We start from the raw sequence: 13,685 nt of genomic DNA on the forward strand, positions 1-13,685 counted from the left end.
GTTCCGGTTGACGCGGCACCCTCCAGGGGCACCATGGCGATCATGGGCGACGATCCCGGGGAAGCGTGCACGCTCACGAGCTTCGATGAGGGGCGCTCTCTCCGGCTCCCGGCCGTCTCGGTGACCGTCGCCCTCCCGGACCGGCGCACGCTCACCGCGCCGCTCGATCTGCGACCCCTCCTCGTCGGCGCGGGCGCCGACTGCGATCTGGTCCTCGCCGATCCACGCGCCTCGCGCAGGCACTGCGAGATCCGGTTGACCGAGCAGGGCGTTCTCCTGCGCGATCTGGGCAGCAAGAACGGCACCCTGATCCGCGACGTCCGGATCCGCGAGGCCTTCCTCCCGCCGGGCGTACCCGCCACGGTCGGCAGCTCCGAGATCGTCGTCGGCCCCGCGGGCCCCGCGGCGGTCCTGCCGCTCTCGGCCGCGGACGCGTTCGGCGAGGCGGCGGGGCGGAGCCTCCCCATGCGCGCGCTGTTCGCCCGGCTGGAGCGCGCGGCCCCGACCGACGAGACCCTGCTCCTGCTGGGCGAGTCCGGCACCGGCAAGGAGGTGCTGGCGCGGGCGATCCACGCGCAGAGCCGCCGCAAGGACGGCCCGTTCGTTGTCGTGGACTGCGGCGCCATCGCCCCGAACCTCGTGGAGAGCGAGCTCTTCGGCCACGCCCGGGGCGCGTTCACGGGCGCCGCGGCGGCGCGGCCGGGCCTGCTCGAGCAGGCGAGCCGGGGCACGCTCTTCATCGACGAGATCGGCGAGCTTCCGCTCGAGCTCCAGCCGAAGCTCCTCCGCGCCATCGAGGGGAGGCAGATCCGGCGGGTCGGATCGAACGAGTGGCTCCCGTTCGACGCGCGGATCGTGGCGGCCACGCACCGGAACCTGCGCGCGAGGGCCCAGGACGGCTCGTTCCGGGCCGATCTCTACTTCCGGCTCTCGGTGGTGGAGGTCCACGTCCCCGCGCTCCGGGAGCGCAAGGACGACATCCCGCTCCTCGTCGAGCGCTTCCTCCTCGCGCGGGATCCGCCGCGCGCGCTCGCGGACCTGCCGCCGGGCGCGCTCCCGCTGCTGGAGGCCTACGACTGGCCGGGGAACGTGCGCGAGCTCCGGAACACCGTCGCGCGGCTCGTCCTCTTTCCCGAGCTGCTCCACGAGATCCTCGGCGCCGCGCCGCCGGCGCCGCAGGGGAGCTCCAGCGCGGAACCCCCGCGCCCGGGTCCCTCGGGCGCGGCGCCCTCCGGCGCGTCGCCGGAAGGGCCCGGGGACGCCCGCCTCCGCAGGCTCCTCGAGCTGCCGCTGCCCGAAGCGCGGGAGGTCGTGCTCGAGGAGCTGGAGCGCGCCTACGTCACCGAGAAGCTCCGCCAGCACGGGGGCAACATCTCGCAGGCGGCCGACGCGATGGGCGTCTCCCGCCAGCTCGTCCACCGGCTGCTCCAGCGCCACGGCCTCCGCGCCCGATGATCCCGCCCGTGGACGCCGACGATCCCCGCGTCGACGCCCCGCCGTGGCCGCGGCGCGGCCGCGACGACGCGACCCTCACCGGCCCGGCCCCGCCCGGGGCCACGCCCGCCGCGTCCGAGGCCTTGCCAGCGGCGTCCGGGGCCTCGCCAGCGGCGTTCGAGGCCTTGCCAGCGGCGCCCGAGGCCACCGCCGATCTCGGCCTCGGCACGGAGAGCCGGCGCTCCGCCGCCGCGCCCGAGTCCACGCCCGCCGCGCCGTCGCCGATCCCGCCCTCGCTCCACGCCCGCTTCGAGGACTTCCAGCTCCTCGGCCGCGGCGGCATGGGCGTCGTCTACCGGGCGCGGGATCTCCGGCTCGGCCGGCGCGTCGCCATCAAGCTGCTCTCGGCGGGCGCGCAGATCGACGGGAGCTTCCTGCGCGAGGCGCGCTCCCAGGCGCGGCTCCGCCACGAGAACGTCTGCGAGGTCCACGAGGCCGGCGTCGCCGATCACGTGCCCTTCCTCGTGATGCGCTGCATCGACGGCCCCTCCCTCCAGGACGCCCGCGGCGACCTGACCGTCGAGGAGAAGGTGCGCGTGGCCCGGGCCATCGCCGCCGCGCTCCACGAGGCGCACCGGCTCGGCCTCGTGCACCGCGACGTGAAGCCGAGCAACGTCATGCTGGAGCGGGGCAGCGACGGCGCCTACCGCCCCTACCTCATGGACTTCGGCATCGCGCGCGAGGCGGGGGAGAGCGGGCCCACCCTGACGGGCGCCCTGCTCGGAACCCCCGCGTACATGGCGCCCGAGCAGGCCGCGGGGCGGGTGCACGCCCTCGATCGGCGGACCGACGTCTACGGCCTGGGCGCGACGCTCTACGCGCTGCTCGCCGGCCGCCCGCCGTTCACGGGGGGCACCGTGATGGACGTGCTCCGCCAGGTGCTGGAGGCGGACGCGCCGCCGCTCCGGACCCTGGACCGCGACATCCCCCAGGATCTCGAGGCGGTGGTGATGCGCTGCCTCGAGAAGCAGCCCGGCGCCCGCTACGAGTCGGCGCGCGCGCTCGGCGAGGATCTGCAGCGCTTCCTGGACGGCGACCCCGTGCTCGCGCGCCGCGCCTCCCTCGGCCGCCGCCTCGCCCGGCACGCGCGGCGGCACCGGGCGGCCGTCGCGGGTGTGACAGCGCTGGTCCTCGCGGCCCTGGTCGTCGCCGGCCTCGCCGTCCGGAGCCGGCGCGCCGCCGCGCAGCAGGCGGAGCTCGCGCGCGAGCTCGGCGAGACCGTGAAGGAGATGGAGCTCTTCCTCCTCGGCGCCCACGGGATGCCGCTCCACGACGTCGAGCGCGAGCGCGACGTGGTCCGCGCCCGGCTCGGGACCGTGGAGGCCCGGATGGCGCAGGCGGGCGAGAGCGGCCGCGGCCCCGGGGAGTACGCGCTCGGCCGCGGCCTGCTCGCGCTCCAGGAGCCGGCCGCCGCCCTCGAGCACCTCCGGGCGGCCGAGCGGGCGGGCTACCGATCGCCGGGGCTCGACTACGCCGCCGGCGCGGCGCTCTCCGAGCTCTACCGCCGCGGCCTGGAGCAGGCCCGGCGCATCCGCAACCCGGCGCAGCGCGAGGCCCGGATCGCCGCGCTGGAGGCCGAGCTCAAGGCGCCGGCTGCCCTGCACCTGCGCGCGGCGCTCGGCGGCGCCGTCGACGCGCCCGCGTACGCCGAGGGGCTGCTCGCGCTCGCCGAGGGCAGGCACGAGGACGCGCTGGAGAAGGCCCGGGCCGCGTTCGCGGGGGCGCCGTGGCTCTACGAGGCGAAGAAGCTGGAGGGCGACGTGCTCTTCGCGATGGGGAGCCGCTACCGCCACGACGCCGCCTTCGATTTCGAGCGGATGAAGGGCCATTTCGATGGCGCCGCCGAGGCGTACCGGATCGCCGCCGATCACGGCCGATCCGACCCCTCGGTCCACGCCGGCGCGTGCGAGCTCTGGACCCAGACCATGAACGCCGCCGGCAAGCACGGCGCGTCGATGCGCCCGAGCTTCGAGCGGGCGCGGGAGGCCTGCGGGCGGGCGCTCGCGGCGAGCCCGCGGAGCGCCGAGGCGTACGTGAAGCTGGCCTGGGTCCACAGCTGCTTCGCCTGGTGGGTCGCGAGCGGGATGCAGGAGGGCGAGGACGCGGACGCGGCCCTCGCCGAGGCGAGCGCGCGCGCCGAGGAGGCGCTCGCCAGGAGCCCGGACGACGCCATGGCGCGGTACGTGGCCGCCTCGATCTTCCGGGCGCGGGCCTACCACGCGGACCTGATCGGCCGCGACCAGGGCGAGGCCCTCGAGCGCGCCGTCCAGGGCTACGAGGCCGCGCTCCAGCGCGAGCCGGACTTCGCCTGGGCCCTCAACGAGCTCTGCGCCGTCCACGCCGAGCGCGGCCGCTACGAGTCGCTGCGCGGCCTCGACCCGAAGGGCTCGTTCGAGCGCGCCGAGCAGCGCTGCGATCAGGTCCTGGCGCTCGATCCAGGGTTCGGCAGCGCGCGAACCTCCCGCCTGACCATCGGCTTCTACGAGGTCGAGCACCTCGTCCGCGCCGGCCGCTCTCCCGAGGAGGCGGTCCAGCGGATGCACGCGGTGATCGAGGCGACGCGCCGGAGCGATCCTTCCTGGACCGGGGCTCCCTACTGGCGGCTCTGGCTGGATCACGCGCTGGCGCTGCACGCGCTGGACGCGGGGGTCGATCCGGGCGCGGCGCTGGCGCGCGTCCAGGAGAGCGCGCGGGCGATGGCGCCGGGCGCGGCCGCCTATCCCGAGTCTCTGCGGGCGATGCTGGCGATGCTCGAGGCGCGCGTGCGGCTCGCGCGGGGCGAGGACCCGGCGGCCGCGCTCCGGATCGCGCGCGAGACGCTGGATCGCCGGCTCTCCGAGGCGCCCTGGGACGTCGCGGACCGGGCGCAGCGCGCCGAGGCGGAGCTCCTCGCGTTCCGGTGGAGCGCGCGGCGGGGCCGTCCGGACGCGGCGCTGCTCGACGCGGCGCTCGTCCCGCTCCGGCCCGTGCTGCTCGGCGAGCCGCGCGCCGATCCGCGGATTTACGCGCTGCTGGCCGAGATCCACGAGGCCCGCGCCGCGCTGCGGGCGGGCCGCGGGCAGGACGCCGCGGCCGAGATCGACGAGGGGCTCCGGCACGCGGGCGCGGCGCTCGCCCTGAACCCGCGGTTCGACCGGGCGCTCGTGGCCCAGGGCGGGCTCTTTCGCCTGCGCGCCGCGGCGGCGCCCGGCGCGGCGGCCCGGAGAGAGGCCACGCTGCGGGAGGCCGAGGCCCTGGAGGCGGCGATCCAGGCGAACCCGCTGCGCGCCCGGACCGTGGGCGCGCGCGTCGCCGAGGCGCGGCGGCTCGCGGGCGAGGGGCATTGAGAAGGCGCGCCCTGAGCACGCCCGGAGCTCAGTTGGGACGGAGACGGCGGTGGGGCCCACACCAGTGAGGGTTGGGGTTCGTCAGCCACGTCATCGTGCACGGCTTCCCCTTGCAGCGGTAATGGCCGTCCTCCGCCGGGCCGATGGGCTCACATACGGAGTTCTTCGTCACGAGCCCCATGTACTCGAGGCCGCAGGAGCCCTCCTCGTAGCAGTACCGCCGCTTCAGCGCATCCTCGATGTCGTATCCACACTCCTTCGCGAAGGACTCCGTCGCGTAGACTTCCACGCCGACGAGGCTCGGGAGCGGGGGGGAAGCGGGGGCGATGTCCGCGCACCAGATCGCCTCGCTGTAGATGAAGCCTGTGTGATCCCCCCCGTCGTCGTTCACGTTGGCGCCCGTGAGCAGGACCTCGACCCCGTCGGTCTTGTCGTTGACGAACGCGATCACGCACTCGAGCACATTGTAGATCACGTCGACGTCGAGACCGCCGTTCACCCAGCTCGACGCGCCGATCACCGCCCCTCGCCCCTTGTACTCGCGGTCGCCGTGGAACACGCTGGTGTCCTTGGCGACCGCGCAGCGGAAGGCGTGATCGAAGACCTCTTCGCCCTCCGGATCGTCGAGGAACCCCGCGTCGACGATCTCCTGGTTGAACGTGTGGTCGCTCTGGAGCAGCGGGTGCTTCAGGGCCTTCACGAGCGGCTCCTTCCACGCGTGCCAGGCGTGCTTGGGGGTGCCGTTGGGGTCCTGTGTTCCGGGCTTCATCACCGTCGCCTCGAGCCCTGGTCCGGCGAGCTCGACTTCGATCTCCGACGCCGACGCCGACGCCGACTCCGACTCCGACGCCGGCGCGCAAGCCGCCATGAGGAGCCCGACGCCCATCACCATCCCGTGCACACCGACTGAGCGGTTCATCGCGATCTCCTCGTCCAGAGAGTTTCGAGCCTTCGTTGACGGCAGCGGCGAGCTCGCCGAGCGTGGACACAAGCGGCCATGATCGCCGCGCTGTGTGCCGGGGACAAGTAGCATGCGCCGTGCCACGCGTGAGAGCGGCGTGGTGGCGGCGGATCTCCGGTGCGTCTCTCGGCGAGGTGGTACGGGGGCGTTACAGGTGACCGCCGCGCGGACAGCGGCTGTTGCGCCGCGATGACAGGCGTCCGTCGGAGCTGGCGGAGCGAGGGGCGAGGGCTACACGTTGAGGACCGGCTACGATACCGCATGATCGTCCAGCCCAAACAGCACGAGCTCCTGGAGAGCCTGTCTGCGCGCGCTCTCGCCACGCTCGATCTCGGTCCCCGCGACGTGCCCGCGTCGATGAGCGCAGACGAGCTCCGCCGCCATCTCGCAGGAGCGAGGCTGCCGGCCTGGGACGTCCTCTTCGAGCTCCACGCGCAGCTCGCTAGCATCGGTTCCCGGCGCGCGCCCGGACAGGCGGATCTGTGGCTCTTCCCCGGGGCCGACCATCCGGCGATGCGCGCCCCGTCGCTTCGTGCCCGATCCGGCGCGATCCTCGCCGTCCCCGTCGGCCTGGCCAGCCTTGGCGGCCGGACCTTCCCGTTGCTCGCCGATGAGCGAGGAGCCCTGGTACACGCGAGCGGCGCGCCTGCGGCCGCGTCAGCCCGCGGCCTGATCGAGGTGCTCGCGTTGCTCGCCGATCGTGAGCCGGTCGAGGCACACCGCCTCCGTGCCGCCTTTCGCCCGCGCCTCGGCGCACAGCTCGCGGAGGCGCTGGCCGCGCTGCCGGCGGTGGAAGCAAGCGACGCCTCCCACACGTTCTGGGTCTATCCGGGGGGTGTGATCGCCGATGGTCACCCTTTCCGTGACGATCTTGCAGGCGAGACCTTCGTCTGGAGGAGCTCGCTCGCGGACGTGGCCCATTGCATCGAGACGGCTCGCGGCGCCGCCTCCGAGGAGGCCGGCGTCGACGTGGCGGGGCTCGAAATGCTCGAGGATGCTCGCCCGCCGGAGGAGGCCCCCCGGCCGCTCTCTCCCGAGGAGCGGCGCGCGCGCGGTGCCATTCGGACCCTATCGGAGGAGCCGGGGCAGGCCGGATACGTCTACGCCAAGCGCTCGGGCCGTGACCTCGAGATCGAGGTGTCACGGGAGCACGCAGGGCGCGTCCTCAAGGTGGAGCAGCTCTACCACGACGGCCGCATGGTGCTCGACTATGCGAACCCGCTCGAGGCGCTGCGCCCGTACCTCTCCGACCGCACGCTGGCCTATTACGCGACCATCGATCTCCGGTGGAACGCGGGCGACACCTGCTCGCCCGGAGAGCTCGCCGCGCTGTTCCATGCCGCGGGGATGGAGCTGTCCGAGCCGATCGCGGCGTTCGAGAAAACGTGCGGAGGATTGACCTTCGCAGGGCTCTCCTGGGGGATCTATTCCCACGTCAAACGCGGTCTCGCGCTGCGAGAGATCGAGCGGCCGATGGCTGAGCGGCTCGTGCACGTGGGCCACGCGACGGATACCGACAGCAACTATTACCTGGATCAAGAAGGCACGTTGTACGTGGACGCAAGGGAGATCGGGCTGCCGCCCTCTCCCGTCGCGGCATCGTGGTCCAGCTACTTCGAGCGAGTCTTCACCGCAGGCCGCCTCTCTCCGTCCCGCCCGTTCTCGCTCGAGACGTTCGAGCGTGTCGGCGGAGCCTTGGCGGATGCGTTCCATGTGCCCGTGCTCGGGCCCGGCACGGACCGTTATGCCTCCGTCTGGCTACGCGAGGAGTTCGAGATCTACGAGCAGGAGAGCGACCTTTTCTATGCGGCAGGGCGGCCGCGCACGGTCGTCGTCACGGCGCAGCTCACTGATCTCGTGCAAGCGCTCCGTGTTGTCCTCGACGCCGCGCCGGGCGCCACGTTCTCCCTTCGGACTCCCAGGCCCATCGAGGACCGCCCCTTGCCGAGTGAACCGCCTGCTCTTTGCGCCCCGCTCCACGACGACGCGCGACGGCGCTCGCGGCGTGAGCTCCGCGTCTACGGCCGACCCGGCGCCCCCAGCCTCTGGATCGGCGATCCCGTGCGCGGCAAATGATGTCCGGGGTTCTCGTCCCCGGACGCCTCGGTGTGGGTATCGAGGCACGCCGATGCCGGCCCGCAAGGGCGGCCGCAAGCGGGAAGCAGACGGCCAGGGAAAGCTCGACATCTGGGAGAGCGGATATCGTCGAGCGCCCGAGGCAAACTCGTCGACCTGAGCCAACTTGGCTCGCGCGAATACCCATGGTATCAGCTGGCGCATGGCCGTCCTCCTCGAGGAAGCGATCCAGCAGCTTCGAGAGCGCATCGAAGCCGGCGCGCCGAGGATCTCGATCCAGGCGCCGCCTGGCTTCGGCAAGACGGCGGTCCTCCGCGGGCTCGCCGCCGCGCTCGCCGGAAGCCGGCGCGTCGTCCGGATCGAGGTACCCGATGGCGACGACGCGGCGCTGGTGGCGCTCGTCGAGGCGGCCGCGCAGCTCGAAGGGGCAACGCTGATGGACCGCGTTGTGCCCCGGCACGAGCCCGCCCGGGTTGCGTGGGCCGACAGGATCGCCGCGATACGAGGGGCGCTGTCTCGCGCCGGGAAGGATCTCCTGCTCCTCCTCGATGGGCCCCGATTCCCGACGGCTCTGGGCCCCGAGAGCGAGCTGTTCACCAGGCGCGCTGTCGAGGTGACCGAGACGTTCCTCGGCATACGCGCTGGCACGCTCGTGCTCGCAGGTCCACGCATCCCCGTAGGTCAGGCCGAGGATGCGGGCTTCCGGCTCCCGCTCGTTCGAGATCCGTCCCTGGGACGGGCGGGCGACGCGGTCGCCCGGTCGTTCGGCGATCGCCGCCGTCTGCCTGCGGTACCGCCGGTCATGCAGCAGGTGCTCCAGGCGCTCGCCGCAGGCGGCATCGACGTGGAGCGTCTCCCGGCCCATGACCTCCGGCTGGATCGCCTGGTCCCGAGGCTCGGGCGCCTGCTCTTGGACGACCCGGGGGGGAGGCGCGTCATCATACGCCTCACGGCCTTCCGCGTACCGTTCTCGGACAGTGTGCTCGATCGCGCAGGGTTGATGGCGCTCGCCCCCCGGACGAGGACGATCATCGAGCCGCTCATCGAGGTGTTCGACGATGGATCCAAGGTGGTTCCGGATGCTCTGGCGCGAGAGATCCGTACATCGCTCCTCACCAACAATTCAGCGTGGGTGCTCGATGAGCCGCAGGGCGATGCGCACCACCTCGCAGCCGCGTACCACCGCGAGCGGTTTCAGGCCGCTCGTGACGGCGGGGACGTCGTCGCCGCCGTCCGCGAGGACATGGAAGAGATCTACCAGCTCACAGAGGCAGGCGACGCCGCGGCGCTGCTCTCCCGCTCCCTGCAGTTCGTCGAGCAGTATGACGCGCTCGGCAAGAGCCTGAGCCAGAAGGCGCTCCGTGCTCCGCGCGAGCAGGAGGAGAAGCTCCGCCGCGACGCGGTCCGGGCGTACGAGCGGGCCATTGAGCACGATGAGCGGGACGCCTACGCCCACCATTACATCGCCTACAATCTCGATATTTTGGGGACCGAACCCGAGCGCGTCGAGCGAGAGTATACACAGGCACGGGACATCGAGCCGGCGCATCCCTGGTATCATGGTCGTTACGTCTGCTTTCTGATCACGACCGCCTGGATGAGCGACGCTCGCACGGCCTGGGACAGTGCGCTGGACGATCTCGCGGCGACAGAGGGCTTGTTGACACCGGCGGTCTACGAGGAGCTCCATGGCCAGGTGGCGCGGCATCTGCTGGCGCGGAGCGAGCTTGACTTCGCAGCCGACGTGCTGGACGACGTACCCGACCCGATACGGGTGTTCCCATGGTGGCGAGCGCTGCGCCAGCTTCTCGTTTGCCTGGAGGAGGATCGCGACGAGCGGCTCGTCTTTCCGCCGACTGTTGCGCTGGAGGACCGCTGGAAGGGTCCACACCTGATCGCGGAACAGGATTCCCTTGAAGTGAGGACCTGGCAGCCAGGGCGGGTGATAGGCCGCGACGCGAGAGGCGTCGTGCTCCAGGTCGCGCAACGCCTCGCAGAGGGGGCCGAGGTGACGCTTTCCACGGTAATCCTCGATCTGCGCACCCTGTCCGTGGAGTGGCACGCGCAGTCGGCCTGGCTCGCCGTGGGCACCTTCGTGGAGCGGATCGAGTTCATGAACGGGACGAAGGTGCTGCGGACGTGGCCTCGCGGCGCCTCGTCCTTCGACGCCGTGAGCTATCTGCCGCGGCTCTTTCCCTCCTTGGACCGGTACGTACGCCGTGCCTTTGCCTGATCTCGCCCCCGAGCACTTGGTCGTGCTCGTACTCGGCCCAGGCAAGGGCGAGCTCATTCTGGTCCGCGTGCCGCCGGACGCATGGATGGTCGTGGACGGCTGCGGCGCCGAAAGGGTCCACTACGCCATAGAGGTGCTTACGCAGTATCGAGCCCGCCCGCGCATCGTGCTCCTCACTCATCCGCACGATGATCATAGCTGGGGTGTCGCCAGGGTGATTGAGGTCTCAACGCCGCGCGATCGCAAGGAGACGTGGCCTCGCATCGGCATGGTGCTTCCGCCGGGAGACGACGTCGCCGCGAGGTCCGCGGGGTTCATCGCCGGCGTCACACGCCAGGCTATCGCCGTGGTCCAGTCGCGCTGGAGCGCATCACCGGCGTGCCGCTGGGACGTCAATGCCGGCGACCTCGAGCTGCTCGGCGATGCCACGCTGCGTGTGCTCTCCCCCCGCGCGGACGTGCGCGCCCAGCAGCTCGAACTGTGGAGAACGCGGCAATCGTTCGACAGAAACGTCATCTCCACCGCGCTGCTCCTTACATGGCGCGGGAGACGTGTCCTCCTGGGCTCGGATCTGGTCGAGAGCCCCGGCGACGGCTGGAGTCATACACTCGTGCTCGAGCCCGAACTCGGCGACCACGAGTTGCTCAAGGTGCCTCATCACGGCTCGGATCAGGCGCTGCATGACGACGTGTTGCGACCGAGAGCCCGTGTGCCCGAGCCGCTGCGGGTCTTTACGCCCTACGGACCGAGCCGGTTGCCGCGTTTTCTTCCCGGGGAGGGCGCCCACCGTGTGGTGTCTCATGGCGGGACGTCCTACCTCACCGGGTTGCCGCGGCGTCATGTCGAGCAGTCTGGGCGCCCCGAAGCCCGCACGCTCACCGAGCTCCGAACACACGATGCGATCTCCTTCGATCCGAGGACGACCGGCTTCCCGGACTGCTATATCCTCGTATCGATCCCGCCCGACGGCGGACCTCCGAGGATCGAGCAGGGGCCAGGGAGCGTCCGCGTCGTGCCGGACTCGATCGGGGCTGCATCAGCAGGTCGCTTCGAGCGCATCGTCGGCGACGAGCTCTGATCCGCCTCGCAGCGGGACAGGTGACCGCCGCGCGGACAGCCGCTGTCGCGCCGCGATGACCGGCGCCCGTCGGAGCTGGCGGAGCTGCCGGAGCGAGCGGCGAGAGGGGGTGTCGCCGGTCCGCGGAGAGGTGATGTTCTCCTCGCTCCCTGGAGATCCAGGCCAACTCAACGGGAGGGAGCGCGCGGAAAAATCGACCGAGGCCGTGTCGGGTTCGCGGGACCTTTTGCGGGAGTAGGGAAGGAGGGCGCGCTCCGCGCGCTCCACGATCGCCTTCTGCCCGAGGTACACGCCATGAACAAGCCGTCGTCGCTCCCCCTTTTCCTCTCGCTCCTTCTCGTCGCTGCCGGCTGTGGGAGCACGGAGCCCGTCGAAGCCGAGACGTCCGCGCCCGCGCAGGACGCCCTGCGCGGGAGCCGTTACTGCGAGATCCTGCTCGGCGACGCGGATCTCGTCGCGCGATCGGTGACGATCGACGTGTACAACACGCAAGGCCTGAACGAATGCCCCGAGGCGGCGTGGGGCGCGGTCGATGAGGCGGAGGTGAAGGCCGAGACGATGGCGGACGTGGTGGTCATGAACGGCCCGCGTCACTGGATGATCGACAGCTTCGAGGGCTCGAAGGTGCTCGATCCGGAGGTGCGCACGCTCGGAGGCATCGAGATGCGCAAGACGGGCACGCTCACGCTCGCGCTCGCCGAGGCCTCGGGCAAGCCGAAGCCCTACGAGACACGCACCGTGCGGCGCGACACGACGTGGGGCTACGACGCCGGCAAGAGCGTCTACGAGCTCGTCGATCCGGAGGGCGCGGTCTACGACATGCAGTCGTACAGCGTGCAGGAGGTGCAGCAGGACGAGGCGTTGCTCGCGAAGCTCGGTGAGACGTTGACGCTCCCCGCCGGCTGGGCCTTTCGAACGCGGGTGATCGACGAAAAGCTCGAGGTGGAGGCGGTGGACGGGCTCGCCGTCGTGGTGCAGGACGACTTCGGGAATACCTATCAGCGCTCGCAGCAATAGAATGCGAGCCAACGATTTGGACGTCGAAGCGGGAGGACGATGACAGACAGGGAATGCTCGACGTCTAGCGAGCATCTCCAGCGACCGGACCCCCGGGGCCCGGAAGACGGCGTGCGGCGCTACGGCTTCTCCGGTGGGAGCGAGGTGGTCCACCCCGTCCACCAGAGCGGAGGATCGAGGTCACGGGAAGCCGCAACCGCCCTGGCGAGCGCCGCGGAGAGCGCGCCGCGCTCGACCTGCACCCGCAAGAGGGCGTGTAGCCCAATGATCCTGCCGAGCACGTCGTCCGCGATGGCCATCGGTACGCTCTTCGCCGCAGCCACGAGCGCCTTCAGGCAACCCGCGCGCTGGAACGGGATCACCGCGTTGGTGTCGAGGAGGTACCGAATCCTGGGAACGCTCTGGCTCACGCGCTCGTGGGCAGATCATCCCAGGCGGTCAGCTGCAGCAACTCCCGCGCGCGCCCGGCGGAGATCAGATCGCGATCGAGCGCTTCGAGCACGCGCCGGGTGAGGACATCGTGCCTGGATGGATCCAACGGAGGGGCGGCTGCCGCCGAGCCGCCGCTCGTCCGCCTGGCCTGCTCGATCACGGCTTCTTGCTGGAAGTGGACGATGTACTCGCGATTGACCAGATGGTTCACCGTGATCTCGATGGGAGTCTCGAAGTGCTGCCGGGTCCGGACCAGCAGATCGAGCGCCTTGGACGTGGCCATCTCATACTGCGGGGGACCCAGGAGCTGCCGCAGTCCCTCCGCGGGCATGAGGAGCTCGGCGGCGAATGCGCGCGCTCGCCTCTCGCCGTGCCATACGACCTTGCCCTCGTCACCCTCCTGATCGACCACGAGGTTGATCTCTCCCTGCGGAGGATCGAACAGGATGTGCCCGAGCTCGTGAGCAAGGTCGACGCGGGCCGTCCATGGATTGGAGCGGCGCTTGCTCGCTGTGTTCAAGATGACCGCTGCGACGCCGGTTTGCGGTTCCTTCAACGCAAGCGCATCGATCCGAGCGCTCGACAGCGCCTCGGCCCGCACCAGGACGTCGAGCTCTTCTTCGAGCAGCTCGGCCATGTCTCCCAGAGGGCCTGTCTCGTCTCCCAGCGCGCTCCGTACCTTGCGGGCGAGGCGGTACCCGTCCTTGAAAGCTTCCGGGGTGGGCTCCTCCGGCTCGAACCGTTCGCGAAGGCCCGGAGGTCTCCCGAGGAGGGTGTTGACCTTTCGGAGCGCGAGCGCGCGCTCGAACGTTGCCACGACCGCGGGGCGATCCTCGACGTCGCGGAAGTCCGCAAAGGCGCCCTGCCGGAAGAACAGGGCGGCCGTCGGCGAGCGCTCGATCCTGCCTTGCCGCAGGACGCCCGCATCCACGCAGAGGACGTACGCGACGCGGTCCAGCGCCGCTGCGGTGATGTTTCCCTGCCCCTCCTCGAAGGCTTCCAGCGTCCCGAGCGGCACGCGCGCAAGCTCTGCGAGCTCCTCATGCGAGAAACCCACCTCCGACCGGC

General features: G+C 71.4%; 9 protein-coding genes. 6 read left to right on the plus strand and 3 right to left on the minus strand.

Annotated elements, in window-relative coordinates:
* The first annotated feature begins 42 nt into the window (after positions 1–42).
* Complete coding sequence (locus WME90_RS16640; protein WP_437282111.1) at positions 43–1,455, plus strand: sigma 54-interacting transcriptional regulator; 1,413 nt, start codon at positions 43–45, stop codon at positions 1,453–1,455.
* A gap of 8 nt (positions 1,456–1,463) precedes the next feature.
* Entirely contained in the window at positions 1,464–4,820 is a 3,357-nt protein-coding gene (locus WME90_RS16645; protein ID WP_437282112.1) for a protein kinase domain-containing protein, read from the plus strand.
* A 28-nt stretch (positions 4,821–4,848) separates the two neighbouring features.
* Here WME90_RS16645 and WME90_RS16650 read toward each other — a convergent pair whose 3' ends face one another.
* A complete protein-coding gene (locus WME90_RS16650; protein WP_437282113.1) occupies positions 4,849–5,739 on the minus strand; it encodes a hypothetical protein in 891 nt (296 codons plus the stop codon).
* Positions 5,740–6,042: 303 nt separating this feature from the next.
* Between WME90_RS16650 and WME90_RS16655 the strand changes: the two genes are divergently transcribed.
* From WME90_RS16655 to WME90_RS16670, 4 genes are all read left to right on the plus strand, one after another.
* Complete coding sequence (locus tag WME90_RS16655) at positions 6,043–7,857, plus strand: hypothetical protein (RefSeq protein ID WP_437282114.1); 1,815 nt, start codon at positions 6,043–6,045, stop codon at positions 7,855–7,857.
* Positions 7,858–8,059: 202 nt separating this feature from the next.
* Positions 8,060–10,090: a hypothetical protein gene (locus WME90_RS16660; RefSeq protein WP_437282115.1), complete on the plus strand. Its 2,031-nt coding sequence runs from the start codon at positions 8,060–8,062 to the stop codon at positions 10,088–10,090.
* Entirely contained in the window at positions 10,077–11,168 is a 1,092-nt protein-coding gene (locus WME90_RS16665) for a hypothetical protein (RefSeq protein ID WP_437282116.1), read from the plus strand. The genes WME90_RS16660 and WME90_RS16665 overlap by 14 nt, the downstream gene beginning before the upstream one ends.
* Positions 11,169–11,462: 294 nt before the next feature.
* On the plus strand, positions 11,463–12,185 hold the full coding sequence (locus WME90_RS16670) for a hypothetical protein (RefSeq protein WP_437282117.1): 723 nt from the start codon (positions 11,463–11,465) through the stop codon (positions 12,183–12,185).
* Positions 12,186–12,304: 119 nt separating this feature from the next.
* Here the strand turns inward: WME90_RS16670 and WME90_RS16675 are convergent, their stop codons facing one another.
* Complete coding sequence (locus WME90_RS16675; RefSeq protein WP_437282118.1) at positions 12,305–12,595, minus strand: hypothetical protein; 291 nt, start codon at positions 12,593–12,595, stop codon at positions 12,305–12,307.
* Positions 12,592–13,674, minus strand: a complete 1,083-nt coding sequence (locus WME90_RS16680) for an ImmA/IrrE family metallo-endopeptidase (RefSeq protein WP_437282119.1) — start codon at positions 13,672–13,674, stop codon at positions 12,592–12,594. Before WME90_RS16680 ends, WME90_RS16675 begins: the two co-directional genes overlap by 4 nt.
* Between the last annotated feature and the right edge of the window lie 11 nt (positions 13,675–13,685).

It is taken from the genome of Sorangium sp. So ce375 (assembly GCF_051473855.1).
Classification (GTDB): Bacteria; Myxococcota_A; Polyangia; order Polyangiales; family Polyangiaceae; genus Sorangium.

Coding starts and splice junctions, on each gene's coding strand:
- WME90_RS16640 (WP_437282111.1), top strand. CDS start 43: ATGGGCGACGATCCCGGGGAAGCGTGCACGCTCACGAGCTTCGATGAG.
- WME90_RS16650 (WP_437282113.1), bottom strand. CDS start 5,739: ATGAACCGCTCAGTCGGTGTGCACGGGATGGTGATGGGCGTCGGGCTC.
- WME90_RS16655 (WP_437282114.1), top strand. CDS start 6,043: ATGATCGTCCAGCCCAAACAGCACGAGCTCCTGGAGAGCCTGTCTGCG.
- WME90_RS16660 (WP_437282115.1), top strand. CDS start 8,060: ATGGCCGTCCTCCTCGAGGAAGCGATCCAGCAGCTTCGAGAGCGCATC.
- WME90_RS16670 (WP_437282117.1), top strand. CDS start 11,463: ATGAACAAGCCGTCGTCGCTCCCCCTTTTCCTCTCGCTCCTTCTCGTC.